This is a genomic window from Pseudomonas kurunegalensis (assembly GCF_030291635.1).
GTDB classification, from domain to species: Bacteria; Pseudomonadota; Gammaproteobacteria; order Pseudomonadales; family Pseudomonadaceae; genus Aquipseudomonas; species Aquipseudomonas monteilii.
Genome location: NZ_CP127871.1, coordinates 1,376,211 through 1,401,514 on the forward strand (window position 1 = coordinate 1,376,211; position 25,304 = coordinate 1,401,514).

The following is a 25,304-nucleotide window of genomic DNA, read 5'->3' on the forward strand; positions in this document are numbered from 1 at the left end:
TCTTTGCCTGGATTATTCATCAAAAGGCGGTGAATTACACTGCAAGCCTGAATCGACACTCTGTCTGGAGACCTTTGATGATCAAGTCCCGTGCCGCCGTAGCCTTCGAAGCCAAGAAACCCCTGGAAATCGTCGAAGTCGACGTGGCCATGCCCAAGGCCGGTGAAGTGCTGCTGCGCGTGGTCGCCAGCGGTGTCTGCCACACCGACGCCTACACCCTGTCCGGCGCCGACCCGGAAGGCATCTTCCCGTCGATCCTCGGCCACGAAGGTGGCGCGATCGTTGAAGCGGTAGGCGAGGGCGTGACCTCGGTGGCCGTTGGCGATCATGTGATTCCGCTCTACACCCCGGAATGCGGCAAGTGCAAGTTCTGCCTCTCGGGCAAGACCAACCTGTGCCAGGCCATCCGTGCGACCCAAGGCAAGGGCCTGATGCCCGACGGCACCACGCGCTTCTCCTACAAAGGCCAGCAGCTGTTCCACTACATGGGGACCTCGACCTTCTCCGAGTACACCGTGCTGCCGGAAATCTCCGTGGCCAAAATCCAGAAAGAAGCACCACTGGAAAAGGTGTGCCTGCTGGGCTGCGGCGTCACCACCGGTATCGGCGCGGTGCTCAACACCGCCAAGGTCAAGCCGGGTGATACCGTGGCCATCTTCGGCCTGGGCGGCATCGGCCTGTCGGCGGTGATCGGTGCGGTCAAGGCCAAGGCCTCGCGCATCATCGCCATCGACATCAACCCGGCCAAGTTCGAGATCGCCCGCCAGTTGGGCGCCACCGACTGCATCAACCCGAAAGACTACGACCGCCCGATCCAGGAAGTGATCGTCGACCTCACCGACGGTGGCGTGGACTTCTCCTTCGAGTGCATCGGCAACGTGCAACTGATGCGTGCGGCGCTGGAGTGCTGCCACAAGGGCTGGGGCGAGTCGGTGATCATCGGCGTGGCCGGTGCCGGCCAGGAAATCGCCACCCGTCCGTTCCAGCTGGTGACCGGCCGGGTATGGCGCGGTTCGGCGTTCGGTGGCGTGCGTGGCCGCAGCGAGCTGCCAAGCTACGTGGAAATGTCCGAGAAGGGCGAGATCCCGCTGGATACCTTCATCACCCACACCATGGGCCTGGAGGATATCAACAAAGCCTTCGACCTGATGCATGAAGGCAAGAGCATCCGCAGCGTGATCCACTTCTGAGGTACGCCATGAGCCTGGATAACATCTCCTGCCAGAAAAGCTTCGGCGGTTGGCACAAGCGTTACCGGCATCACTCCAAGGTGCTGGGCTGCGACATGGTATTTGCCGTGTACTTGCCGCCGCAGGCCGAACAGGGTGAAAAGCTGCCGGTGCTGTACTGGCTCAGCGGCCTCACCTGCACCGACGAAAACTTCATGCAGAAGGCCGGCGCCCAGCGCCTGGCCGCCGAGCTTGGGCTGATCATCGTCGCCCCCGACACCAGCCCGCGTGGCGAGCAGGTGCCGGGCGACCCGGACGGCGCCTGGGACTTCGGCCTGGGGGCGGGCTTCTACCTCAATGCCACCCAGCAGCCCTGGGCCAAGCATTACCACATGCACGACTATGTGGTGGAGGAGTTGCCCGCGCTGATCGAGGCGCACTTCCCGGCATCGGGCGAGCGCAGTATCAGTGGTCACTCCATGGGCGGGCACGGCGCGCTGGTGTGCGCCTTGCGCAACCCGGGGCGTTACCGTTCGGTGTCGGCGTTCTCGCCGATCAGCAACCCGATGGACTGCCCATGGGGCGAAAAGGCCTTCAGCCGTTACCTGGGTGACGACCGTGCGCGCTGGCGTGAGTGGGATGCCAGTGTGCTGTTGGCCGAAACGCCGGCCGGCGAGTGCCCGCCGTTGCTGGTGGACCAGGGCGACCGTGACGATTTTCTCGAAAAGCAGCTCAAGCCTGAAGCGCTGGAGCAGGCAGCACGCAAAGGGGGGCATGAACTGACCCTGCGCCTGCAGCCGGGTTATGACCACAGCTACTACTTCATTGCCAGCTTCATCGAGGAACACCTGCGCCATCATGCGGTGGCACTGGGGCGGGTGTAACAGCCCGGTCCAAAAGCCGCCAAACCCGCTGCAAAGCAGGTAGAATCACGCCCTGACTCATTCAGGGCGTTTTCTTATGCGTATTGGCCACGGCTACGATGTGCACCGTTTCTGCGACGGTGATTTCATTACCCTGGGCGGGGTGCGTATCCCCCACAAATACGGCCTGCTGGCCCACTCCGACGGCGACGTGCTGCTGCACGCCCTGAGCGATGCCTTGCTGGGTGCTGCGGCGCTGGGCGACATCGGCAAGCACTTCCCCGACACCGACCCACAGTTCAAGGGTGCCGACAGCCGCGTGCTGCTGCGCCATGTGGTCGGCATTGTCAAGGCCAAGGGCTGGAAGGTCGGCAACGTCGACGCCACCATCGTCGCCCAGGCGCCGAAGATGGCCCCGCACATCGAGACCATGCGCCAGCTGATCGCCGAGGACCTGCAGGTCGAGCTCGACCAGGTCAACGTCAAGGCCACCACCACTGAAAAGCTGGGCTTCACCGGCCGCGAGGAGGGTATTGCCGTGCATTCGGTCGCCCTGCTGCTGCCAGCATGACCGAACTGGAACTGCTGGGCCCGCGCGCATCGGGTGAACCACTGGGCACCGCCGTCCTCAAGGCGGTGGCCGAAGACTTCCAGGTCGACGAAGTGCTGGATATTCCACTGTCCGGCCAGGGCGAGCACTTGTGGCTATGGGTCGAGAAGCGTGACCTGAACACCGAAGAGGCCGCTCGCCGCCTGGCGCGCGCCGCCGGTGTGCCGGTGCGCACCATCAGCTATGCCGGGCTCAAGGACCGTCAGGCCCTGACCCGTCAGTGGTTCAGCCTGCACCTGCCAGGCAAGGCCGACCCGGACCTGTCGCGTGCCGAGGATGCCAGCCTGCGCGTGCTCAAGCAGGTGCGTCACCAGCGCAAGCTGCAGCGTGGCGCGCATTCGGCCAACGGCTTCACCCTGCGCCTGACGGCCCTGGCGGCGGATCACCAGGCGCTGGACGCGCGCCTGGAACAGCTGAAGCAGCACGGTGTACCCAACTATTTCGGCACCCAGCGCTTCGGTCACGGCGGCGGCAACGTCCATGACGCCCTCGACTGGGCGGCGCGCAAAGCCTTGCCCGAGCAGCGCAACGTGCGTTCGCGGCTGCTTTCGGCCGGGCGCAGCTACCTGTTCAATCAGGTGCTGGCTGCGCGTGTCGCCGAAGGTAGCTGGGCGCGGGCGCAGGTCGGCGACCTGCTGGCATTCACTGACAGCCGTAGCTTTTTCCCGGCGGGAGAGGCGGAATGTGCCGACCCGCGTCTGGCGATTCTCGATCTGCACCCGACCGGCCCGATGTGGGGCGAGGGCGCTTCGCCTGCGGACGGGGCCACTGCCCGCCTGGAAAACGCCGTCGGTGCAGACCAACCGGCACTTTGCCAGTGGTTGGCCCAGGCGGGCATGGATCACGAACGGCGCATTTTGCGGCTCCCTATTGGCGGCCTGACATGGCATTATCCCGAGCCTGATATCCTGCAACTGGAATTCGTCCTGCCGGCCGGATGCTTCGCCACCGTGGTGGTGCGTGAAGTCGTGGATCTGGTGTCGGCAGGGCAGACGGACAGCCCATGCGTATTCTGATTTCGAACGACGACGGTGTTACTGCGCCCGGCATCGCCGCGCTGCACGCTGCGCTGGCGGATTACGCCGAGTGCTCGGTGATCGCCCCGGAGCAAGACAAGAGCGGCGCCAGCAGTTCGCTGACGCTGGACCGGCCACTGCACCCGCAAACCCTGGCCAACGGTTTCATCAGCCTCAACGGCACGCCGACCGACTGTGTGCACCTGGGGCTCAATGGGCTGTTGCCGCACACGCCGGACATGGTCGTGTCGGGGATCAACCTCGGTGCCAACCTGGGCGATGACGTGCTGTATTCGGGCACGGTCGCCGCAGCGTTGGAAGGCCGCTTCCTGGGTGGCACGTCGCTGGCGTTTTCGCTGTTGTCGCGCCAGCCGGACAACCTGCCGGCCGCGGCCCATATCGCCCGCCGCCTGGTCGAGGCCCAGTCGCGCCTGACGCTGCCACCCCGCACCGTGCTCAACGTAAACATTCCCAACCTGCCGCTGGAGCACATTCGTGGCATCCGGCTCACCCGCCTCGGTCACCGGGCGCGGGCGGCGGCACCGACCAAGGTGGTCAACCCGCGCGGCAAGGAAGGTTACTGGATCGCCGTGGCCGGCGATGCCGAGGACGGTGGCCCGGGTACCGACTTCCACGCGGTGATGCAGGGCTATGTATCGATCACCCCGTTGCAACTCGACCGCACCTTCAATGATGCCTTCGAGCAGCTCGACGGTTGGCTGGAGGGCCTGCTCTGATGCGCGAGGACGATATGCTGCGCCGCGGCATCGGCATGACCTCCCAGCGTACCCGGGAACGGCTGATCCAGCGTCTGTGCGAAGAGGGCGTTTCGAACACCAAGGTGCTCGACGTGATTCGTCGCACCCCGCGCCACCTGTTCGTCGACGAGGCACTGGCGCATCGTGCCTACGAAGACACCGCATTGCCCATTGGCCACAACCAGACCATCTCGCAACCGTTCATGGTTGCCCACATGAGCGAGCTGCTGCTCGAGGCCGGTCCGCTGGACAAGGTGCTGGAGATTGGTACCGGCTCAGGCTACCAGACGGCGATCCTGGCCCAGCTGGTGGAGCGGGTGTTTTCGGTGGAGCGTATCAAGGTGCTGCAGGACCGGGCCAAAGAGCGCCTGGTGGAGCTGAACCTGCGCAACGTGGTATTCCGCTGGGGCGATGGCTGCGAAGGCTGGCCGGCGCTGGCGCCGTACAACGGCATCATCGTCACGGCGGTGGCGCCAGAAGTGCCGCAGGCATTGCTTGATCAGCTTGCACCCGGGGGGCGCATGGTGATCCCGGTGGGGGCGACCGGCGAAGCGCAGCAACTGATGCTGATCGTGCGCGAGGAGCATGGATTCTCCCGGCGCGTGCTGGGGGCCGTGCGCTTCGTTCCGCTACTCAATGGTCCGCTGGCCTGAGGCTTGCGGGTATGAGCCGCGCGGTATTTTTGCGCCAGCGGCGAATTCTTGCCGCTTCGCCCTGTCTATCTGGCGGTAGAAAGCGCTAGCTCGCACCGGGGTATTGCAACAGCCTTTTGCACCCGCCTGCCATTACTGGCCGGCTTGGTTATAATTGCAACAATATTGCATTTCTTGTCTTCATATCGTTTTTCGGCACCATGAGGGGAGCGCGGGTGGGTCACACAGTCATTCGGCAGCGCAAGGACGGGTCGGGTTTCAAGCTTCTGGTGATTGCACTGGCCATGGGCACGCTACTGGTGGGTTGCTCGAGCACCAGCAGCAACAGCAGTGCGCGGGTGGTCGACCGCAATAACACCGCGCCCAAGCGCCCGGCGGTGACGTCCGGGCAGTACGTCGTCAAGCCGGGTGACACGCTGTTCTCCATTGCCTTCCGCTACGGCTGGGACTACAAGGAGCTGGCCGCACGCAACGGCATCGCGGCGCCTTATACCATTCGCCCGGGGCAAGCGATTCGTTTCAGCAGCGGTTCCAGCAGCAGTACCACGGTGGTGTCCAGCCCCTCTTCATCGAGCCGCACCACGGTCACCCGCAGGCCCGTGGGCACGACTGCCGTGACGCCTGCCAACACCAGCAAACCGGCAACGCCGGCAGCCTCCACCAGTACGCCGGTTGCCACCACCGTGCCTGCGGCAGAGCGCGCCGTAGGCGGCTGGACCTGGCCTGCCAACGGCGTGCTGATTGGAAAATTCGCTTCAAACGGTAGTTTGAATAAAGGCATTGATATCGCCGGTGATTTGGGACAGCCTGTTTTTGCTGCGTCTGATGGTGCGGTGGTTTACGCCGGGAGTGGTTTAAGGGGCTACGGCGAGCTGATTATCATCAAGCACAGTGATACCTACGTCAGTGCCTACGGTCATAACCGCAGGCTGTTGGTTCGGGAGGGGCAGCAGGTCAAGGCAGGGCAGTCGATTGCTGAAATGGGGTCTACGGGCACAGATCGGGTGAAGCTGCATTTCGAGATTCGCCGCCAGGGCAAACCCGTCGATCCACTCCAGTTCCTGCCACGCCGTTGATCGTTGTACCCGGCCTGTTCCTGTGATGTAGAGGGGACAGGCTCAAGCGCTGCCAGGGATAAAGGTGCCGCTCGAGTCTGAGTTCGAACTCAGCAAAGGACTATAACAATGGCTCTCAGTAAAGAAGTGCCGGAGTTTGACATCGACGATGACGTCCTCCTGATGGAGACGGGTATCGTTTTGGAAACGGATGTGGTGTCAGACGAACCTGCTGTATCTTCGGTTCGGACGAGGGCCAAGTCGGGCTCTTCGCTCAAGCAACACAAGTACATCGATTACAGCCGGGCGCTCGATGCCACCCAGCTGTATCTCAACGAAATCGGCTTCTCGCCGCTGCTTTCGCCGGAAGAGGAGGTGCATTTTGCGCGTTTGTCGCAAAAGGGTGACCCTGCTGGCCGTAAGCGCATGATCGAAAGCAACCTGCGCCTGGTTGTTAAAATTGCCCGTCGTTACGTGAACCGTGGCCTGTCGCTGCTCGACCTGATCGAGGAGGGCAACCTGGGGCTGATCCGTGCGGTCGAGAAGTTCGACCCGGAGCGTGGTTTCCGTTTCTCGACCTATGCGACCTGGTGGATTCGCCAGACCATCGAGCGGGCGATCATGAACCAGACCCGCACCATTCGCTTGCCGATCCATGTGGTCAAAGAGCTGAACGTCTACCTGCGCGCGGCGCGCGAGCTGACCCAAAAGCTGGACCACGAACCCTCCCCGGAAGAAATCGCCACGTTGCTGGAGAAGCCCGTCGCCGAGGTCAAGCGCATGCTCGGCCTGAACGAACGGGTGTCTTCGGTGGATGTGTCGCTTGGCCCGGATTCGGACAAGACCCTGCTCGACACCCTGACCGACGACCGCCCGACAGACCCGTGCGAGCTGCTACAGGATGACGACCTGTCGCAGAGCATCGACCAGTGGCTGGGGGAGTTGACCGACAAGCAGCGTGAAGTGGTGGTACGCCGTTTTGGCCTGCGCGGGCATGAAAGCAGCACCCTGGAGGATGTTGGCCTGGAGATTGGCCTGACCCGGGAACGGGTGCGGCAGATCCAGGTAGAAGGGCTCAAGCGCCTGCGTGAGATCCTGGAGAAGAACGGCCTGTCCAGCGAGTCGTTGTTCCAGTAGCGAAAGCCTGTAAATCAAAAGCGCCCCGATGACCTCGGGGCGTTTTTGTGTGTGGTGAAAACAGGTCTTTCGTTTGCGTCTGTCGGGGGGCAACAAAGCAGTCCCGTGATGTATGGCGCCACCTCGGTAACATTGCATGTAAGCCTTTTCTTACTTGTTTTGTAAGCTATCTATGCAAGTCTCAGTAAATCATTGTCGTTTTCAGCCCCGGTATTTTTCCAACTTATTGAAAATCATGCGTTATTCGCCTGTGTGGAAATGTGTCCCGTGTAATACCTTGTGAGGTTTCGCGCTTGCCCGCTCAGCTGAAGCCGCTAGTATTCGAACTGTGCACACGGACATGCACAGGCTTCCAGGGAGGAGGCCAAGGACATCGCAAGACGCGATTTCATCAGGATGATGTTTGGGACAAGCAGGGACTACGGAAAAAATGTGGGCGGGTCAAACCGCCCCTTTTTTTTGCCCGCAGAAAAACAAAAAAGGCCCCGAGGGGCCTTTTTCGTGTCCGGGCGCTATTAGCGCTCCAGGTCTGCAATCTTGCCAGTCTTGCCGTCCCACTCTTCAGCGTCCGGCAGGGCGTCCTTACGTTCGGTGATGTTCGGCCAGACTTCCGCCAGTTCGGCGTTCAGCTCGATGAAGTTCTCCATCCCGGCAGGGATTTCGTCTTCCGAGAAGATGGCTTGTGCTGGGCACTCCGGTTCGCACAGGGCGCAGTCGATGCACTCGTCCGGGTGGATGACCAGGAAGTTCGGGCCTTCGTAGAAGCAGTCCACCGGACAGACTTCCACGCAGTCGGTGTATTTGCATTTGATGCAGTTGTCGGTGACGACGAAGGTCATTTCTAGTTCTCTCCTCAGGCGACGGCGGCGGCCCTTCCTCTCAGGGCCGCGCGGTTTACAGGTATGTGGCTGCAGGCCAGGCTAATAACCTGCAGCACCAGCAAACCGCGGCGGATTCTACCAGCTTGTAGTGGCTGCCGTTATAACAGGTTCTTTAGTTGATATAGCATTTCGATAGCTTGACGCGGGGTCATGTCGTCCAGCTGCAGCTTGCCCAGCTTCTCGATGGCCGGGTGTGGCAGGCTGGCGAACAGGTCGCTCTGGTGCGGCACTTGTGGCGTGTCCTTGGCTTTCTGGGCCGGGGCCGGCTCATGCGGCAGGCTGGTGGTTTCCAGGCGCCCCAGGTGTTCGCGGGCGCGCTGGATGACCGCCGTCGGCACACCGGCCAGTTGCGCCACGGCCAGGCCGTAGCTTTGGCTGGCAGGGCCAGGCAGGACGTGGTGCAGGAACACGATACGTTCGTTGTGCTCGGTGGCATTGAGGTGCACGTTGGCCACCAGCGGCTCGCTCTCCGGCAGTACGGTGAGCTCGAAGTAGTGGGTGGCGAACAAGGTGTAGGCACGCAATTGCGCCAGGCGCTCGGCGGCGGCCCAGGCCAGCGACAGGCCGTCGAAGGTGCTGGTGCCACGGCCTACTTCATCCATCAGCACCAGGCTGCGGTCGGTGGCGTTGTGCAGAATGTTGGCGGTTTCGCTCATCTCGACCATGAAGGTCGAGCGCCCGCCAGCCAGGTCGTCACTGGAGCCGATGCGGGTAAAGATGCGGTCGACCAGTGACAGCTCGCAGCTGGCTGCCGGTACGAAGCTGCCGATGTGCGCCAGCAGCACGATCAGGGCCGTCTGGCGCATGTAGGTGGACTTACCGCCCATGTTCGGGCCGGTGATGATCAGCATGCGCGTGCTGTTGTCCAGGCCCAGGTCGTTGGCCACGAATGGTGTGGTCAGCACCTGTTCCACCACCGGGTGGCGGCCCTGCTCGATGCGCAGGCACGGCTCGTCAACGAAGCGCGGGCAGTTGAGGTCGAGGTTCAGCGCACGTTCGGCCAGGTTGCTGAGTACATCCAGTTCGGCCAAGGCGGCGGCGCTGTCCTGCAGCGGCGCCAGGTGGCTGATCAGGGTTTCCAGCAGGGCGTCGTAGAGCATCTTCTCGCGGGCCAGGGCACGGCTTTTGGCCGACAGTGCCTTGTCCTCGAACGCTTTCAGCTCGGGGGTGATGAAGCGCTCGGCACCCTTGAGCGTCTGGCGGCGAATGTAGTCGCCCGGTGCCTGTTCGGCCTGCTTGGTCGGCAGCTCGATGAAGTAGCCATGCACGCGGTTGTAGCCGACCTTGAGGTTGGCCAGGCCGGTGCGGGCCTTTTCCCGGGCTTCCAGGTCGATCAGGAACTGGCCGGCGTTTTCGCTGATGGCCAGCAGCTCGTCCAGCTCGCTGTCATAGCCGGCCTTGAGCACGCCGCCGTCGCGGATCACCGCCGGCGGGTTGTCGATGATTGCACGCTCCAGCAGGCTGGCCAGCTCCGGGTAGGTGCCGGTAATGGCTGCCAGGCGCGCCAGGTGCGGCGCCTCAAGCTCGGTCATGGCGTTTTGCAGCTCGGGCAACGCGCCCAAGGCATCGCGCAGGCGCGCCAGGTCACGAGGGCGGGCATTGCGCAGGCCGATACGGGCGAGGATGCGCTCGATATCGCCAATTTCCTTCAGCTGTGGCTGCAGCTTCTCGAAGCGGTAGCTGTCGAGCAGGCAACGGATCGAGTCCTGACGTGCCTGCAGTACTTTGAGGTCGCGCAACGGGCGGTTCAGCCAACGGCTCAGCAGGCGGCTGGCCATGGCGGTCTGGCAACGATCGACCACCGATTGCAGGGTGTTGTCACGCCCACCCGCCAGGTTGACGTCCAGCTCCAGGTTGCGCCGGCTGGCGCCATCGAGGATGACCGTGTCGTCCAGGCGCTCGTGGCGCAAGCTGCGCAGGTGCGGCAGGGCGGTGCGCTGGGTTTCCTTGGCGTAGGTCAGCAGGCAACCGGCGGCGCCAATGGCCAGGGTCAGCTTGTCGCAGCCAAAGCCTTTGAGGTCCTTGGTTGCGAACTGCTGGCACAGCGCTTTGCGCGCCGAGTCGCGATCGAAGTCCCACGGGGCGCGGCGGCGGGCGCCCGGGCGCTTCTCGGCAGGCAGGTCGCGTGGCCAGTCGTCGGGGATCAACAGCTCGACCGGGTTCAGGCGCTCGAGTTCGGCCAGCAGGTTTTCCCAGCCCTTGATCTCCTGCACGCTGAAGTTGCCGCTGGTGATGTCCAGCACGGCCAGGCCGAACAGGCGTTCGTCACCGAGCAGCGCGGCAATCAGGTTGTCGCGGCGCTCGTCGAGCAGGGCTTCGTCGCTGACCGTGCCGGGGGTGATGATGCGCACCACCTGGCGTTCGACCGGGCCCTTGCTGGTGGCCGGGTCGCCGATCTGTTCGCAGATCACCACCGATTCGCCCAGCTTGACCAGCTTGGCCAGGTAGCCTTCCAGCGAATGGAACGGAATCCCGCACATGGGGATGGACTGGCCAGCAGACTGACCGCGCGCGGTCAGGGTGATGTCCAGCAGTTTTGCGGCCTTCTTGGCATCTTCGTAGAAGATCTCGTAGAAGTCGCCCATGCGGTAGAACATCAGCTGGTCCGGGTGCTGGTTTTTCAGCTTCCAGTACTGCTGCATCATCGGGGTGTGTGCGGAAAGATCTGACATTCAGGGCCTTACAGCGGGTGATCTGGTTGGCGATGGTAAACCCGCAATGGTACAGGCTTTTTCGTCACGATGCAGGCGCAGGCTGCGGGCATCTGGGTGCAGCTTGGCGGGCAATGGTGGAGCTGAGCCGCATTAGCCTCTAGAATGCGCGGCCCTCGACAAATGCCACCAGCCGTGACCTGCACGATGAATGTGTCCAGCCCTGTCCCTCATGTAAAACAACAGCTGATCTACCTCCTGTATGGCGAGCGCCGGATCTATCAGCTGGAGGCCAAGCTCAGCATCCTCACCGCATTGGCGCGTTGCAAGCCGGCAGAGCTGCCGGTAATTCGCGTACTTACCGATCAGCCACAAGCCTTCGTCGGCTGGCCGGTGGAAGTGATCGCCCTGGATGAGCAGACCCTGCAGGCCTGGACTGGCGACGGTGGCTACACCCATCGGCGCAAGGCTTGCGCCATTGCCCAGGCCGGGCAGTGGGCGGACAAGACCGTGTTCATCGATACCGATACGGTGTTCCTGCAGTCGCCGCACAAGCTTTTCAGCCAGGTCGATGCAGGGCAGTTTCTGGTCGACGAGGTGGAAATGAGCTGGGCCGAGGCCTCGCGTTGCCACGACTACCGTAACTTCAGCGCCGGGCTTGTCGAGGCCGGGAATGCACCTGCCGATGATTTACGGCTGTGCAACAGCGGTGTCATGGGCTTTGCCCGCTGCAATGTCGGCATTGCCGAGCGTGCCATACCGCGCATCGACGCCTGGACACCTTATGCCGCTGATTTGCACACCATCGAGCAGATCGCCTTTTCCTTCGAGCTGCACGGCGCACAGGTCAATGAGGCGCGTGGCGTGATCAGCCATTACTTCGCGATGAAGCAGTACGTGCATGCCATCCTGGAAATTTTCTTTGCCAGGCATGGCGAAGGCTTCAATTCACGGATGCCAGGCCTGGCCCTCAAAGTGCCGGCGCATCGCCCTGTACCTTCTTGGCAGGCGCGGCTTTCGGTGAAGTGGAGCCTCAAGCGGGTGCCTCGCGAGCTGAGGGGTATTGGCCGCAAGCTGCTGTACGGCAGTGTGATGAACGGTGACGACTACCAGCGCGCGTGTAAGGAGATCTGGTGGCGTTCGGCAATCGAAGACATGCGCAAGCTGGACGGCTTCGACTGGGGCGAGGGCTGGCCTGAAGGGCTGCCGCGGCTGGGGCGCCGTGACGAGCATGCGTTCGGCGAAATTGCCCGGCAAAACCTGCAGGTTTCCTGAGCCAGGGGTCGGGGCAGGGTGATAGGGTAGAGGGCAGCCTTTTAAGGAGCCCTGTATGGACCCGATCACCACGCTTGCCACCCGCCTGGGTGAACACCTGCGCCGCTTCAGTGCGCAGGTAACCACCGCTGAATCCTGCACCGGCGGCGGCATTGCCGAAGCCATTACCCGCGTACCCGGTAGTTCGGCCTGGTTCGAGGCCGGCTATGTGACGTATTCCAATGCCCAGAAAGCCCGCCAGTTGGGCGTGCCAGAGGCGCTGTTCGGCCAAGTGGGTGCGGTTAGCCAGGAAGTGGTCGAAGCCATGGTTCGTGGTGCCCAGGCCGCCAGTGGCGCGCGCTTTGCCGTGGCGGTAAGCGGGGTGGCCGGGCCGGACGGTGGCTCGCCCGCCAAGCCGGTGGGTACCGTGTGGCTGGCCTGGGGCGATGGCAGCCGGGTCTTCAGCGAGCGCCGGCAGTTCGACGGTGACCGCGAGGCGGTGCGCCGACAGACGGTGATCGCCGCGTTAGACGGCTTGTTACAGCTTGGTGCCGAGTAAATCGACGACAGGGGTTTGCGTGAGCGCCGGCCTGTGGAATAATACTGGCTACTTATACAGGTATTCCGGCCGTCAGGGCCACGTCGAACACGTGAGGATTTCAATGGACGACAACAAGAAGCGCGCCTTGGCTGCGGCCCTGGGTCAGATCGAACGCCAATTCGGTAAAGGCGCAGTCATGCGCATGGGCGACCACGAGCGCCAGGCTATCCCGGCCATCTCCACCGGCTCGCTGGGCCTGGACATCGCACTGGGCATTGGCGGCCTGCCAAAAGGCCGTATCGTCGAGATCTACGGCCCGGAATCGTCGGGTAAAACCACGCTGACCCTGTCGGTCATCGCCGAAGCCCAGAAAAACGGCGCCACCTGCGCCTTCGTCGACGCCGAGCACGCCCTCGACCCTGAATACGCGGGCAAGCTGGGCGTCAACGTCGACGACCTGCTGGTTTCGCAGCCGGACACCGGCGAACAGGCCCTGGAAATCACCGACATGCTGGTGCGTTCCAACGCTGTTGACGTGATCATCGTCGACTCCGTGGCTGCCCTGGTGCCGAAGGCCGAAATCGAAGGCGAAATGGGTGACATGCACGTGGGCCTGCAGGCTCGCCTGATGTCCCAGGCGCTGCGCAAAATCACCGGTAACATCAAGAACGCCAACTGCCTGGTCATCTTCATCAACCAGATCCGTATGAAGATCGGCGTAATGTTCGGCAGCCCGGAAACCACCACCGGTGGTAACGCCCTGAAGTTCTACGCCTCGGTGCGCCTGGACATCCGTCGTACGGGTGCGGTCAAGGAAGGCGACGAGGTGGTCGGCAGCGAAACCCGCGTCAAGATCGTCAAGAACAAGGTTTCGCCACCGTTCCGTCAGGCCGAGTTCCAGATCCTCTACGGCAAGGGTATCTACCGCAACGGCGAAATCATCGACCTGGGTGTTTCCCAAGGTCTGGTCGAGAAGTCCGGTGCCTGGTATGCCTACCAGGGCAACAAGATCGGTCAAGGTAAAGCCAACGCCGCCAAGTACCTGGCTGAGAACCCGGCGATTGGTGCCGAGATCGAGAAGCAGATTCGCGACAAGTTGCTGACTTCTGGCGCTGTCGCTGCTGCTGGCAAAGCTGCGGCTGCCGAAGCTGATGCCGATGACATGGCCGACGCTGACGCCGGTTATTGATTGCGCGGTAGATAGCTGAACATGTCCGCCGTACTCGACACCCCCGTCGCCATTCGGCGGACAGCCATGGACCTGCTCGCGCGACGTGAGCACGGTCGCGTCGAGCTGACGCGCAAGCTGCGTCAGCGCGGCGCTTCGGATGAGTTGATCGAGCCTGAGCTCGATCGGCTTGCCGAAGAAGGGCTGCTGAGTGAAGCCCGCTACCTTGAAAGCTTTATCCGCTACCGTTCCGGCTCTGGCTATGGCCCTGCGCGTATTCGCGAAGAGCTTGGGCAGCGTGGTTTGGCGCGTGCTGATATCGAGCAGGCGCTACGCGAGAGCGAGGTGGATTGGGCAGAGCGCATGCGTGATGTGTGGCAGCGCAAGTTCGCCGGGCAGCGCCCGCAAGACCCGCGTAGCCGTGCCCAGCAGACCCGGTTTCTCGCTTACCGGGGCTTCCCCATGGATTTGATCGGTCGCCTGCTCAGTGGGCGGGATCTGGATGATTACTGATCATTGCTGAAGTGCCGGGGCCGCGCTGCGGCCCCAAAGCAGGCGACACTCAAGAGCTGACCTTCAACGCCTCCCTGGCCCGCTGCGTGGTATGCATCGGCTGCGGCTTGGCCCAGTTTTCCGGCAGGTTGATGAAGTCCACCAGCTCGCGCAGCCGGCCCTGATCCCGGCCATTGAAGGCGAACGACAAGCGGGTCAGGTGGCTGAAATTACCCACCTCATGCTCGGCGCCACTGTCTGGCTGCTGGTGATACTTGCCACTCAGGCGCAAGTCGGCAAAACCCTCCTGGATGTCATACAGCGCTGCTTCGCTGAGCGGGTGGTGCATGCGGATTACGAACTGGCTCTTCAACCAGCGGCTGGAGTGGTAGTTGCTGTAGAACTGGTTGATTTCCTCCACCGCCTCGTCGGCACTGTGCACCAGGCGCACCAGCTTCAGATCGCTGGGCAGGATGTAGCGGTTTTCTTCCAGTTGGCGGCTGATGAAGTCCAGGCAGTCTCGCCAGAAGCTGCCGCCAGGCGAGTCCAGCAGCACCACCGGCACCAATGGGCTTTTGCCGGTCTGGATCAGGGTCAGAACCTCCAGCGCTTCGTCCAGGGTGCCGAAACCGCCTGGGCACAGCACCAGGGCATCAGCCTCTTTGACAAAAAACAGCTTGCGGATGAAGAAAAAGTGGAACGGCAACAGCTTGTCGGTACCGCCTACCGTGGGGTTGGCATGTTGTTCGAAGGGCAGGGTGATGTTGAACCCCAGGCTGTGCTCGCTGCCGGCGCCTTCGTGGGCGGCCGCCATGATGCCGCCACCCGCTCCGGTAATGACCATCAGATCGGAGCGTGCCAAGGTGGCGCCCAGTTCGCGGGCCAAGGCATACATCGGGTGTTCCAGCGGGGTACGTGCCGAACCGAACACGGTCACCTTGCGCCGACCTTTGTAGCGCTGCAGGGTGCGGAACGACTGGTCCAGTTCGCGCAGGGCTTGCAAGGTGATCTTGGCGCTCCAGCGGTCGCTGTCGTCATGGGCCATGCGCAGGATGGTCAGCATCATGTCGCGGTACAGCGGCAAGTTGGGGCTGTCAGGTGCTACCAGCTGCAGTTGTGCGTCGATGTTGCTCAGGTCGATGTTGTTGTCGCGGAAGTGGCTGAACAGCAGTTCATTCGATTGGTAAGGCATGCAACGTCTCCTTCTGCACCAATGCCTATGACCTCAATCTAGACCGTCGCGCCCGATCGTGCCGGGTTGTTTGGCAGCGCCGCCTGTCGGCATGCACCCATTGGCGGCACGGGTTTGGTTAACTGGTAAAGCGAAACGTGTCGATGCAGGAGGTGGCGGTATGCATCGCTTGATCATCGAAGTGGACGGGCAGCTCTACCGGCTGCTGGAGAGCGCGGCCCAGGTGCATCACCTGAGCCTTGAGGCCGAGTGCCGCCGCAGGCTGGAGGGGCTGGAGTGCCAGTCGCGGTACCTGCAGGCGTTGTTGGCCGAAATGCGCGCCGATGCCGCCGAAGGGCGCTGGTGCGCCCGCGAGAAGGAGCAGGTGTAGCGTGATACGCGGCTGTTACTTCTTCTTGTTGCCGGCCACGCAGCTGGCACTGTCGAAGGCCTGATCCATGATTGGCTGGTTGGTCTTGTAGACCGTGAAACGGTAGACCATGACCGCACCCTTGGACATCAGGTTACGGAACCCGCTGTTGCGGCAAACGCTGTCGCCCAGCTGGCTGCGTACCTGCTCGGGGTTGGCCTGCATGCGCTCGGCGTGGCTCTGGCGCACGCTCAGGTGGTTGATCAGCGCCTTGCCCTCTACGGTGTAACCCTGGTCGAGGATGTCCTCGTTGATGGCGCGCGGGGTGCCGACGCTGCTTTCTTTGGCAACCTTCTGCAGCATCTTGTTAAGGTCGTAGTCCTGCTTGGATGCCGCCTGTGCTGCCAAAGGCAGGGCGAGCAACAGGCTCAGGGCGGGGGCGATAAGGCGCAGCATGAATCTCTCCTGGTTCGATGACTGGCGCTTTGACATGCGCGGGTCGACGGTGTTCCGTGAAATCGCGCAAGGCAAGGTCCGGGCACGGTAAAGGCCCGATTATAAAGACCGCCTTGCAGCCTGCACAGCAATTGCCCCCTGTTCTGGTAGACTGGCGCCCTTGTGTTCTCCGAGTCATCCTTGTGCCCATTTCCAAATCGACCAGAGGCCTGCTGGCATGAGCCATGCGGTAGCGAGCTTGCGCGCCGAACGCCTGGCCCGCAGCAACAAGCCATTCATCGCCCGTGGTTCGCGTGCAGAGCGTTGCCCGGATTGCCGGGTGATTGCCACCCATTGCCTGTGTGCCTGGAAACCCCGTGTACAGGCTGACTCCGGCGTGTGCCTGCTGATGCACGACACCGAGCCGTTGAAGCCTACCAACACCGGCTGGCTGATTGCCGACCTGATCGAAGACACTTCCGCTTTTGGCTGGCTGCGCACCTCGGTCGACGAGCGTTTGCTGGCCCTGCTCGACGACCCGCGCTGGCAGCCCTACATCGTCTTCCCGGGCGAGTTCGTGGCTGAGCAGCGGGTGGTCAGCGAGGTGGTGCGTGAGCCGGGCAAGCGCCCGTTGTTCATCCTGCTGGATGCCACCTGGACCGAGGCGCGCAAAATGTTCCGCAAAAGCCCGTACCTGGACCGCTTCCCGGTGTTGAGCCTGCAGGCCGAGCAGATGTCGCGTTACCGCCTGCGGCGTTCCAAGCGTGACGATCACTTCTGCACGGCAGAAGTGGCCGCCATGTGCCTGGACCTGGCCGGCGACAGCCAGGCCTCGCAGGCATTGGATGCCTACCTGGATGTTTTCAGCCTGCATTACCTGAGCGGCAAGCGGCGCCTGCCACTGGACGAGCAGGACGACACCCACCAGCGTTTGCATACCTTCCTATAGTCCAAGGGGCACAACCCCTGCTTTGGTTCATAATGACGGAGCTGGCAGCCAGGGTGGGCGAGACGGCAGGGCGATCGGCTTGACCACCCTTGACCGTGCTCGGCATCCTTGGCGCCGATTCCCCGCCGGACGCTTCCCTTACCCTCGAGCGCCTGGCACAGAACAGGATCCTTAGATCGATGGCCACTTACGAAATCCTGATTGCCGATGACCACCCACTGTTCCGTGGCGCCCTGCGCCAGGCCGTTACCCTCGGCCTGGGCCCGGATGTACGCCTGGTCGAAGTCGCGAGCATTGCCGAACTGGAAACCCGTCTGAGCGAAAAAGCCGACTGGGACCTGGTGCTGCTGGACCTGAACATGCCGGGTGCCTACGGTTTTTCCGGGCTGGTGCTGCTGCGCGGGCAATACCCGCAGATCCCCGTGGTGATGGTGTCGGCGCAGGAAGAGGCCGCCGTGGTGGTCAAGTCCCGTGAGTTTGGCGCCAGTGGCTTCATTCCGAAGTCCAGCACCCTGGAAGTGATTCAGGATGCGGTGCGCAAGGTGCTCGATGGCGAGGTCTGGTGGCCGCCACAGGCGTTCGAAAAGGTGGATGTGTCGGCCGAGGCCAAGGCCGCCAGCGAAGGCCTGGCCAGCCTCACGCCGCAGCAGTTCCGCGTATTGACCATGGTTTGCGAAGGCCTGCTGAACAAGCAGATCGCCTATGAACTGAGCGTGTCGGAAGCAACCATCAAAGCCCATGTGACCGCGATCTTCCGCAAGCTGGGCGTGCGTACCCGCACCCAGGCTGCGCTGCTGCTGCAACAACTTGAATCGGTTGCCAGCAACTGACTGCGCGTGGCTTCACGCTTTTTTGACCCGTGCCGGTCTAGTCTGCTGGCCTTTCCGTTGTGAAGTGACTCACATGACATCGCCATTCAAGGGCCAGACCGGCCTCAAACGCATCTTCAACGCCGCCGGCTACTCGCTGGATGGCCTGCGCGCCGCCTTCAAGGGCGAGGCCGCGTTCCGTCAGCTGGTGCTGCTCAACGTGCTGCTGATCCCGATCGCCTTCTGGTTACCGGTCAGCCGTGCGGAACGGGCGATCATGATCGCGGTGTGCTTGCTGGGCCTGATCGTCGAGTTGTTCAACTCGGCGGTGGAAGCGGCCATCGACCGCATCTCGCTGGAGCGTCACCCCCTGTCGAAAAACGCCAAGGACATGGGCAGCGCCGCGCAACTGGTGGCACTGACCATGGTCGCGCTGGTGTGGGGCGTGATCCTGCTTTAAGCGATTGGTGGCAACACGATTTCATCACTGCGGGTAAAGCCCGCAGTGAAGCTGCGGCACAGCTCCAGAAACTCTCGCATGGCCGACGTCTGGTATTTCTGTTTGTGCCAGATGAAGTAGAACTGGCGCATCAGGTCCAGCTCGGGGGTTTCCACTGCCACCAGGCTGCCACGGCGGAAGGCGTCACGCAGCGCCAAGCGTGAAATGCAGCCGATGCCCAAGCCTGACTCCACCGCGCGCTTGATGGCTTCGGTGTGCTCCAGCTCCAGGCGGATGTTGAGGTTGGCGCGGTGATGGCGCATGGCTTGGTCGAAGGTCAGGCGCGTGCCCGAACCTTGCTCGCGCAAGATCCACGCCTCTTGCGACAAGCTTTCGATATCGGCGCGGCCCAGCCTGGCCAGTGGATGCTGCGGCGCGCAGAACACCACCAGTTCGTCTTCGACCCACGGCTGTACTTCCAGGTCCGGGTGGTTGCAGTCACCTTCGATTAGACCCAGATCAATTTCGTAATGCGCCACCTGTTGCACGATATGTGCAGTGTTCTGTACATGCAGCTTTACCTGGCTTTCCGGGTGGGTCTGCATGAAGCTGCCGATCAGCAGGGTGGCCAGGTAGTTGCCGATGGTCAGCGTGGCGCCGACCGCAAGCGAGCCGAAACCGGACTTGCCATTGAGCAGGTCTTCGATTTCCTTGGCCTGATCGAGCAGGGCCACCGCCTGTGGCAGCAGTTGATGGCCCAGGGCGTTGAGGGCCAGGCGCTTGCCGGCGCGGTCGAACAACTGGCAGCTCGATTGCCGCTCAAGCTCGGTGATGGAGGTGCTGGCGGCCGACTGCGACAACGCCAGCAGGCTGGCGGCCCGAGAGACGCTTTGATGCTGGGCGACGGCGACGAAGACTTGCAGTTGACGAAGTGTGAATCGCATATCGATATAACCGATAACACATATCTTGATAATCCAGTTAACAGATATTGTCGCTGCCCCTAAACTATCGCGCAACTGCGCGTTTTGCGCGCTGCGTTTTTCTTCAGGAGCCCCATCGATGAGCAACATGAACCACGAACGTGTCCTCAGTGTGCACCACTGGAATGACACCCTGTTCAGCTTCAAGTGCACCCGCGACCCGGGCCTGCGCTTCGAGAACGGTCAGTTCGTGATGATCGGCTTGCAGCAGGAAAGCGGCCGTCCGCTCATGCGTGCCTATTCCATCGCTTCGCCGAACTGGGAAGAGCACCTGGAGTTCTTCAGCATCAAGGTGCCGGACGGCCCGCTGACCTCGCAGCTGCAGCACCTGAAGGAAGGCGATGAGATCATCATCAGCAAGAAGCCTACCGGTACCCTGGTACTCGATGACCTGAACCCGGGCAAGCACCTGTATCTGCTGAGCACCGGCACTGGCCTGGCGCCGTTCATGAGCGTCATCCAGGACCCGGAAACCTACGAGCGCTTCGAAAAAGTGATCCTGGTGCATGGCGTGCGTTACGTGAACGAAGTGGCCTACCGCGAGTTCATCACCGAGCACCTGCCGCAGAACGAGTTCTTCGGTGAGTCGGTTCGCGACAAGCTGATCTACTACCCGACCGTGACCCGTGAGCCGTTCGAGAACCAGGGCCGCCTGACCGACCTGATGCGCAGCGGCAAGCTGTTCAGCGACATCGGCCTGCCACCGATCAACCCGCAGGACGACCGTGCGATGATCTGCGGCAGCCCGAGCATGCTCGACGAGACCAGCGAAGTGCTGGACAGCTTCGGCCTGAAAGTTTCCGCCCGCATGCGCGAGCCGGGTGACTATCTGATCGAGCGTGCCTTCGTCGAGAAGTAAGGGGCAGGCTGGTACAAGAAGGCGACCCTTGGGTCGCCTTCTTCGTTTTGAGGCCTATTCGACCCGCGTCTCGCCGCTGTACACCAAAATTTCCCGGCAGCGCTTGCACAGGTACCGCCGCCCCTGGCGCACCAACTTGTGCCGCTGTGCGGTAAACGGGAAATCACCCTGTGGGCACGGGCAACGGTAGATGTAGCGGGTGACCGCGCGCCGTTGCACTTCGTAGTTGTGGCACCGGTTGGGCGGCAGCTCGTACACCCCGCGCATGATCAGCTGCCATTCCTCGCCATGGGCCTGGATGCGGTCGCCGAACAGCTGGTGGGCCACCAGGTGTGCCACCTCGTGGGCCACGGTCTGGCGCAGGAAGTCTTCCTGGTTTTCGCGGTAGAGCTGCAGGTTGAAACGCAGCAGGTTCTCGTGCAGGTGGGCAACCCCGGCTTTTTGCCCGCGCAGCTTGAAGCTGACTTCCGGGCGCGGGAAGGGGCGTTTGAAGAAGGTTTCGGCTTGCTGGTAACAGGTTTCGACGCGTTGTCTGAGCAGCTCGGGCATGGCGGGGTGGTTCTCCTGACCGGGCATTATGCCGCAACTGCAGCGGGGGTGCCGAGCCATCGGTCAGCGCACAGCCAGAGGCCGCCTTGCGGCGGCCCCTGGTTGATGCCCCAGTGTTGGTTGAATCTGTTCTAGTTGGTGTAGACGGGCCCCACGCCCAATCCCCAGATAATCACCGTGGCGGCCATGATCGCCACCAGTACCACAAGGCCCACCGCCAGCACGGAGCTTGAGAACAGGAAGCCTTCGTCGGACGGTATGTTCATGAACGTCGGTAAGCCGACATACAGCAGGTACACCGTGTAGCAGATGGCGGCCGTGCCGATCAGCATGCCCAGCCACAAGTGCGGGTAAAGCGCTGCCAGGCCGCCGATGAACAAAGGGGTGGCGGTGTAGGTGGCAAAGGCGATGCACTGCGCCATGGACGGGTTAGCATCGTAGGTGCGGGCCATCCAGTGGATGAATGCGCCCATTACCGCCACCCCGGCGAGCATTGCCAGGTACGACATGATGCTCATCCAGATGGCGCTTTCCATGGTCAGCATCACGGCTGGCCGGTCGCCGATCACCCAGCCGACCTGGGTGGTGCCGATGAACGCCGAAACGGCGGGAATCGCCGCCAGGATAAGGGTGTGCGTCAGGTACATGTGGCTGATGGTTTCTTCTTCGCCACGGATTTCCCGCCATTCCTGGTCGGGATGGGTAAACAGCCCCACAACGTGATGAATCATGCCGGTCACTCCTCTCAATGTTGCCAAACGCCCCCCAGATGGAGCGCAAGCGGCCCGAGGCCCGAACACCGAAGCAAGCGGTAATGTGGCCTTATGTCGCAGTATAGGAAGCTGTTGCCGGCATAAACCGTGCTTTTTAGAGCAAATTGCGCTGTCAGGCGTACTGTTGATTACATTGAAGTCTTTATCGGAATGCCTACAGCGGCGCTGCGTTTGTGCGTAAAATAGCCGCCTTTTGTCACACCTCGCGGATTCAAGCGCTATGGGCACCCTCTCGGTCAACCAGAACAAACTGCAAAAACGCCTGCGTCGTCTCGCCGGCGAAGCCATCACCGACTACAACATGATCGAGGATGGCGACAAGGTCATGGTCTGCCTGTCTGGCGGCAAGGACAGCTACACCATGCTCGACGTTCTGTTGCACCTGCAGAAGGTGGCACCGATCAAGTTCGAGATCGTTGCGGTGAACATGGACCAGAAGCAACCGGGCTTCCCCGAGCACGTGCTGCCGGCCTACCTCAAGGAGCTGGGCGTCGAGTACCACATCGTCGAGAAAGACACCTACTCGGTGGTCAAGGAACTGGTACCCGAAGGCAAGACCACCTGCTCGCTGTGCTCGCGCTTGCGCCGTGGCACCTTGTACACCTTCGCCGACGAAATCGGCGCGACCAAGATGGCCCTGGGGCACCACCGCGACGATATCGTCGAAACCTTCTTCCTCAACATGTTCTTCAACGGTGCGCTCAAGGGCATGCCGCCGAAGCTGCGCGCCGATGATGGCCGCAACGTGGTGATCCGCCCGTTGGCCTACTGCAGCGAGAAGGACATCCAGGCCTACTCGGACATGAAGGAATTCCCGATCATCCCGTGCAACCTGTGCGGCTCGCAGGAAAACCTGCAGCGCCAGGTGGTCAAGGACATGCTGGTGGAGTGGGAGCGCAAGCACCCGGGCCGTACCGAGAGCATTTTCCGCGCCCTGCAGAACGTGGCGCCGTCGCAACTGGCCGACCGCAACCTGTTCGACTTCACCAGCCTGAAGATCGACGAAAACGCTACCCCGCGCTTCCTCGACGTGGTGAACATCTGAGCCTATGCGCGACTACCAGTGGCTGCATGAGTACTGCCTGAACCGCTTTGGCTCGGCCCAGGCGCTGGAGGCATTCCTGCCGCAGCCGCGCACGCCGGCGCAGTTGCGTGGCATCAGTGATGACCGCTACCTGTCGACCTTGGCCTTGCGTGTGTTCCGCGCCGGGCTCAAGCACAGCCTGGTGGATGCCAAGTGGCCGGCGTTCGAGCAGGTGTTCTTCGGTTTCGACCCGGAGAAGGTGGTGCTGATGGGCGCCGAGCACCTGGAGCGGCTGATGCAGGATGAGCGCATCATCCGTCATATGGGCAAGCTCAAGAGCGTGCCGCGCAATGCGCAGATGGTGCTTGATATCGCCAAAGAGAACGGCAGCTTCGGCGCGTTCATCGCTGACTGGCCGGTGACCGACATTGTCGGGTTATGGAAGTACCTGGCCAAGCATGGCAACCAGTTGGGCGGGTTGTCGGCGCCACGCTTTTTGCGCATGGTCGGCAAGGATACGTTCATTCCCACCGATGACATGGCGGCGGCGTTGATTGCGCAGAAAGTGATCGACAAGCAGCCGACCAGCCAGCGTGACCTGGCCCTGGTGCAACAGGCGTTCAACCAGTGGCATGCCGAGAGCGGACGGCCGCTGTGCCAGTTGTCGGTGATGCTGGCGCATACCGTCAACCATTGAGATTTTGGGGCCGCAAAGCGGCCCCAGATGTTAATTACCTTCGCCCGCCAGGCGCCGCTCATGCTGGAACTTCCAGCGCACATACAGCAGCCCGGCAATGAACAACCCCAGGCTCACCAGCACTTCAACCCAGCCGAACACCGCCCGCGCCGGGTCGAATGCCGCCAGCACGCCCTTGATGAAGTAGATGTTCACCACGAAGCAGGTCCAGGCATGTGCCCGGGCGCTGCCTGTCAGCATGCCCGGCAGCAGCAACAGCAGCGGCACCAGTTCGATCGCCAGGATCACCTCGACCCGTGCCCCGTGCAGGTTGGCAAACCACAGGTTGTTGACCACCAGCAAAGCGATCAGGCCGAAGAAAAACGCCAGGCTCAACGCTCGCGTCAGGCGCAGGCGCGGTGCCAGCCATTCCAGTGGCGGCAACACCTTGGGCTTTTTAGCCACGCGCGGCCTCCAGGGCCTTGGCGGTGGTCGCCAGGCGTTGGCCAAGGGCGCGGCACAGGGTGATCTCGTGTTGGTCGAGCTCGCGCTTGCCATCGGCACCGGCATGGTGGCTGGCGCCGTAAGGGGTGCCGCCGCCGCGGGTTTCCAGCAAGGCCGACTCACTGTAGGGGAGGCCCATCACCAGCATGCCGTGGTGCATCAACGGCAGCATCATCGACAGCAGGGTGGTTTCCTGGCCGCCGTGCAGGCTGGCGGTGGAGGTGAACACGCCAGCCGGCTTGCCGACCAGTTCGCCACCCAGCCACAGGCTGCTGGTGCCGTCCAGGAAGTACTTCAGCGGCGCTGCCATGTTGCCGAAACGGGTCGGGCTGCCCAGCACCAGGCCGGCGCAGTGGCGCAGGTCGTCCAGGGTGGCGTACAGCGCGCCACTGGCCGGAATATCCGGCGCGACGGCTTCGCATTCGGTGGAGATCGCAGGCACCGTGCGCAGGCGCGCCTCCATGCCGGCCAGCTCGATGCCGCGCGCGATATGCCGGGCCATTTCGCTGGTCGAACCATGGCGGCTGTAATACAGCACCAGGATGTACGGGGCGCTCACGGCAGGATCTCCAGCACTTTTTCCGGTGGGCGACCGACCACGGCCTTGTCACCGGCGACCAGGATCGGGCGTTCGATCAGCTTGGGGTGCTGGGTCATGGCGTCGATCAGTTGTGCATCGGTCAAAGCCGGGTCAGCCAGGTTCAGGTCCTGGTACGCGTCTTCACCTGTGCGCAGCAGTTGGCGTGGTGTGATGCCCAGTTTGGCGAGCAGGGCCTTGAGGGTCGCGGCGTCGGGCGGGGTTTCCAGGTAGCGCACGATGGTTGGCGCCAGGCCGCGGGCTTCGAGCAGTTCCAGCGCGCCGCGGGATTTCGAGCAGCGCGGGTTATGATAGAGCGTGAGGTCGGTCATGTCGGGTCGCATCCAGCAGGGTGTGGCGGCTATTCTAACCGCAGCGACTGACCAATTTGCTTTAAAACTCGAGAAGGATTGACCCATGGCAAGGCGTCTGGCAGCAGTACTGGCCATCACCGCGAGCCTGTTGCTCGGTGGTTGCGGTGCCGATTATGGCGTGGACCAACACGGTAATACGGTTAAGGCCGAACAGATCGACGGGCACTGGCTGGTGCTCAACTACTGGGCTGAATGGTGCGGGCCGTGCCGTACCGAGATCCCGGAACTGAACGCGGCGGCCAAGCAGTGGGCGGCCGATGGCATCAAGGTGGTGGGGGTGAATTTCGATGGCTTGCAGGGTCAGGACCTGAAACAGGCCGCTGAAACCCTGGGCATCGGTTTTACCGTGCTGGCCCAGGACCCGGCCGAGCGCTACGACCTGCCACGCAGCGAGGCGCTGCCGGTGACCTACATCATCGATGACAAGGGCAAGGTGCGTGAGCAGCTGTTGGGCGAGCAGACCCTGGAAGGGTTGCAGGCCAAGATCAAGGCCCTCAAACAAGGGTGAGTTGCAAGCTGCAAGCTGCAAGGAAAGGCAGATCGGTGCTCACTCTGCTTTTTCTT

30 protein-coding genes are annotated in these 25,304 nt (G+C 62.5%); 20 read left to right on the plus strand and 10 right to left on the minus strand.

Translation table 11 applies throughout. The features are described from left to right. The first annotated feature begins 77 nt into the window (after nt 1-77). The 8 genes from QQ992_RS06165 to rpoS all read left to right on the plus strand — a co-directional run bounded on the left by QQ992_RS06165 (nt 78) and on the right by rpoS (nt 7,261). Nucleotides 78-1,190, plus strand: coding sequence for an S-(hydroxymethyl)glutathione dehydrogenase/class III alcohol dehydrogenase (locus QQ992_RS06165; protein ID WP_016712915.1), 1,113 nt, complete (start codon nt 78-80; stop codon nt 1,188-1,190). Nucleotides 1,191-1,198: 8 nt separating this feature from the next. After that, nucleotides 1,199-2,053, plus strand: a complete 855-nt coding sequence (gene fghA, locus QQ992_RS06170) for an S-formylglutathione hydrolase (protein WP_119371085.1) — start codon at nt 1,199-1,201, stop codon at nt 2,051-2,053. Nucleotides 2,054-2,129: 76 nt separating this feature from the next. After that, a complete protein-coding gene (ispF, locus tag QQ992_RS06175; protein WP_016501146.1) occupies nt 2,130-2,603 on the plus strand; it encodes a 2-C-methyl-D-erythritol 2,4-cyclodiphosphate synthase in 474 nt (157 codons plus the stop codon). Beyond that, the gene (gene truD / locus QQ992_RS06180) at nt 2,600-3,658 is read left to right on the plus strand and encodes a tRNA pseudouridine(13) synthase TruD (RefSeq protein WP_016712912.1); all 1,059 of its coding nucleotides are present in this window, start codon (nt 2,600-2,602) and stop codon (nt 3,656-3,658) included. Before ispF ends, truD begins: the two co-directional genes overlap by 4 nt. Beyond that, entirely contained in the window at nt 3,646-4,395 is a 750-nt protein-coding gene (gene surE / locus QQ992_RS06185) for a 5'/3'-nucleotidase SurE (RefSeq protein WP_119371083.1), read from the plus strand. The genes truD and surE overlap by 13 nt, the downstream gene beginning before the upstream one ends. A 35-nt stretch (nt 4,396-4,430) precedes the next feature. Beyond that, entirely contained in the window at nt 4,431-5,069 is a 639-nt protein-coding gene (locus QQ992_RS06190; protein WP_164525271.1) for a protein-L-isoaspartate(D-aspartate) O-methyltransferase, read from the plus strand. A 215-nt stretch (nt 5,070-5,284) separates the two neighbouring features. Further along, the gene (locus QQ992_RS06195) at nt 5,285-6,145 is read left to right on the plus strand and encodes a peptidoglycan DD-metalloendopeptidase family protein (RefSeq protein ID WP_286112625.1); all 861 of its coding nucleotides are present in this window, start codon (nt 5,285-5,287) and stop codon (nt 6,143-6,145) included. 108 nt (nt 6,146-6,253) lie between these two features. Then, complete coding sequence (rpoS, locus tag QQ992_RS06200) at nt 6,254-7,261, plus strand: RNA polymerase sigma factor RpoS (RefSeq protein ID WP_003252351.1); 1,008 nt, start codon at nt 6,254-6,256, stop codon at nt 7,259-7,261. 515 nt (nt 7,262-7,776) lie between these two features. Here the strand turns inward: rpoS and fdxA are convergent. Then, complete coding sequence (fdxA, locus tag QQ992_RS06205) at nt 7,777-8,100, minus strand: ferredoxin FdxA (RefSeq protein WP_012270863.1); 324 nt, start codon at nt 8,098-8,100, stop codon at nt 7,777-7,779. Nucleotides 8,101-8,240: 140 nt separating this feature from the next. Then, on the minus strand, nt 8,241-10,814 hold the full coding sequence (gene mutS / locus QQ992_RS06210) for a DNA mismatch repair protein MutS (protein WP_286112627.1): 2,574 nt from the start codon (nt 10,812-10,814) through the stop codon (nt 8,241-8,243). Nucleotides 10,815-11,000: 186 nt separating this feature from the next. Between mutS and QQ992_RS06215 the strand changes: the two genes are divergently transcribed. The 4 genes from QQ992_RS06215 (at nt 11,001) to recX (ending at nt 14,269) form a co-directional block, all read left to right on the plus strand. Further along, nucleotides 11,001-12,068: a hypothetical protein gene (locus QQ992_RS06215; protein ID WP_286112628.1), complete on the plus strand. Its 1,068-nt coding sequence runs from the start codon at nt 11,001-11,003 to the stop codon at nt 12,066-12,068. Between the two features lie 55 nt (nt 12,069-12,123). Continuing rightward, a complete protein-coding gene (locus QQ992_RS06220) occupies nt 12,124-12,606 on the plus strand; it encodes a CinA family protein (RefSeq protein WP_286112629.1) in 483 nt (160 codons plus the stop codon). Nucleotides 12,607-12,709: 103 nt separating this feature from the next. Beyond that, a complete protein-coding gene (recA, locus tag QQ992_RS06225) occupies nt 12,710-13,777 on the plus strand; it encodes a recombinase RecA (protein ID WP_105945906.1) in 1,068 nt (355 codons plus the stop codon). A 21-nt stretch (nt 13,778-13,798) separates the two neighbouring features. Further along, nucleotides 13,799-14,269, plus strand: coding sequence for a recombination regulator RecX (recX, locus tag QQ992_RS06230; RefSeq protein WP_016715436.1), 471 nt, complete (start codon nt 13,799-13,801; stop codon nt 14,267-14,269). A 49-nt stretch (nt 14,270-14,318) separates the two neighbouring features. Here the strand turns inward: recX and QQ992_RS06235 are convergent, their stop codons facing one another. After that, nucleotides 14,319-15,440: an LOG family protein gene (locus tag QQ992_RS06235; protein WP_019099313.1), complete on the minus strand. Its 1,122-nt coding sequence runs from the start codon at nt 15,438-15,440 to the stop codon at nt 14,319-14,321. A gap of 160 nt (nt 15,441-15,600) precedes the next feature. Between QQ992_RS06235 and QQ992_RS06240 the strand changes: the two genes are divergently transcribed. Further along, entirely contained in the window at nt 15,601-15,810 is a 210-nt protein-coding gene (locus QQ992_RS06240) for a hypothetical protein (RefSeq protein WP_198752368.1), read from the plus strand. A 15-nt stretch (nt 15,811-15,825) separates the two neighbouring features. Here QQ992_RS06240 and QQ992_RS06245 read toward each other — a convergent pair whose 3' ends face one another. Further along, nucleotides 15,826-16,245: a quorum-sensing-regulated virulence factor family protein gene (locus QQ992_RS06245; RefSeq protein WP_286112631.1), complete on the minus strand. Its 420-nt coding sequence runs from the start codon at nt 16,243-16,245 to the stop codon at nt 15,826-15,828. A gap of 217 nt (nt 16,246-16,462) precedes the next feature. Here QQ992_RS06245 and QQ992_RS06250 point away from each other — a divergent pair, with 217 nt between their 5' ends. The 3 genes from QQ992_RS06250 (at nt 16,463) to QQ992_RS06260 (ending at nt 18,442) form a co-directional block, all read left to right on the plus strand. Then, the gene (locus QQ992_RS06250; protein WP_286112632.1) at nt 16,463-17,173 is read left to right on the plus strand and encodes a tRNA-uridine aminocarboxypropyltransferase; all 711 of its coding nucleotides are present in this window, start codon (nt 16,463-16,465) and stop codon (nt 17,171-17,173) included. A gap of 179 nt (nt 17,174-17,352) precedes the next feature. After that, the gene (erdR, locus tag QQ992_RS06255; protein ID WP_003252375.1) at nt 17,353-18,003 is read left to right on the plus strand and encodes a response regulator transcription factor ErdR; all 651 of its coding nucleotides are present in this window, start codon (nt 17,353-17,355) and stop codon (nt 18,001-18,003) included. A 73-nt stretch (nt 18,004-18,076) separates the two neighbouring features. Next, nucleotides 18,077-18,442 (plus strand): diacylglycerol kinase, encoded by a 366-nt coding sequence (locus tag QQ992_RS06260; protein ID WP_010952700.1) that lies wholly within the window; start codon nt 18,077-18,079, stop codon nt 18,440-18,442. Here QQ992_RS06260 and finR read toward each other — a convergent pair. Then, nucleotides 18,439-19,365, minus strand: a complete 927-nt coding sequence (finR, locus tag QQ992_RS06265) for a LysR family transcriptional regulator FinR (RefSeq protein ID WP_286112633.1) — start codon at nt 19,363-19,365, stop codon at nt 18,439-18,441. The two genes, QQ992_RS06260 and finR, sit on opposite strands and share 4 nt — an antisense overlap. A gap of 118 nt (nt 19,366-19,483) precedes the next feature. On the opposite strand from finR, the gene fpr reads away from it, so the two are divergent. After that, complete coding sequence (gene fpr, locus QQ992_RS06270) at nt 19,484-20,263, plus strand: ferredoxin-NADP reductase (protein WP_016501130.1); 780 nt, start codon at nt 19,484-19,486, stop codon at nt 20,261-20,263. A gap of 54 nt (nt 20,264-20,317) precedes the next feature. On the opposite strand, the gene QQ992_RS06275 is transcribed toward fpr, so the two are convergent. After that, the gene (locus QQ992_RS06275; protein WP_286112634.1) at nt 20,318-20,812 is read right to left on the minus strand and encodes a SprT family zinc-dependent metalloprotease; all 495 of its coding nucleotides are present in this window, start codon (nt 20,810-20,812) and stop codon (nt 20,318-20,320) included. A gap of 131 nt (nt 20,813-20,943) precedes the next feature. Then, the gene (locus tag QQ992_RS06280) at nt 20,944-21,543 is read right to left on the minus strand and encodes a Yip1 family protein (protein WP_003252385.1); all 600 of its coding nucleotides are present in this window, start codon (nt 21,541-21,543) and stop codon (nt 20,944-20,946) included. A 262-nt stretch (nt 21,544-21,805) separates the two neighbouring features. Between QQ992_RS06280 and ttcA the strand changes: the two genes are divergently transcribed. Further along, nucleotides 21,806-22,630: a tRNA 2-thiocytidine(32) synthetase TtcA gene (ttcA, locus tag QQ992_RS06285; RefSeq protein ID WP_016715445.1), complete on the plus strand. Its 825-nt coding sequence runs from the start codon at nt 21,806-21,808 to the stop codon at nt 22,628-22,630. Between the two features lie 4 nt (nt 22,631-22,634). Beyond that, on the plus strand, nt 22,635-23,306 hold the full coding sequence (locus QQ992_RS06290) for a DNA-3-methyladenine glycosylase I (protein WP_119371074.1): 672 nt from the start codon (nt 22,635-22,637) through the stop codon (nt 23,304-23,306). 30 nt (nt 23,307-23,336) lie between these two features. Here QQ992_RS06290 and QQ992_RS06295 read toward each other — a convergent pair whose 3' ends face one another. The 3 genes from QQ992_RS06295 to arsC are packed head-to-tail and all read right to left on the minus strand — an operon-like array spanning nt 23,337 to nt 24,698. Continuing rightward, nucleotides 23,337-23,750: a DUF2069 domain-containing protein gene (locus tag QQ992_RS06295; RefSeq protein ID WP_016715447.1), complete on the minus strand. Its 414-nt coding sequence runs from the start codon at nt 23,748-23,750 to the stop codon at nt 23,337-23,339. After that, nucleotides 23,743-24,348: an NAD(P)H:quinone oxidoreductase gene (gene wrbA / locus QQ992_RS06300; RefSeq protein ID WP_051097458.1), complete on the minus strand. Its 606-nt coding sequence runs from the start codon at nt 24,346-24,348 to the stop codon at nt 23,743-23,745. The genes QQ992_RS06295 and wrbA overlap by 8 nt, the downstream gene beginning before the upstream one ends. Then, the gene (arsC, locus tag QQ992_RS06305; protein WP_105945912.1) at nt 24,345-24,698 is read right to left on the minus strand and encodes an arsenate reductase (glutaredoxin); all 354 of its coding nucleotides are present in this window, start codon (nt 24,696-24,698) and stop codon (nt 24,345-24,347) included. The genes wrbA and arsC overlap by 4 nt, the downstream gene beginning before the upstream one ends. 85 nt (nt 24,699-24,783) lie before the next feature. On the opposite strand from arsC, the gene QQ992_RS06310 reads away from it, so the two are divergent. Next, on the plus strand, nt 24,784-25,248 hold the full coding sequence (locus QQ992_RS06310; protein WP_060501875.1) for a TlpA disulfide reductase family protein: 465 nt from the start codon (nt 24,784-24,786) through the stop codon (nt 25,246-25,248). Nucleotides 25,249-25,304: the final 56 nt, after the last annotated feature.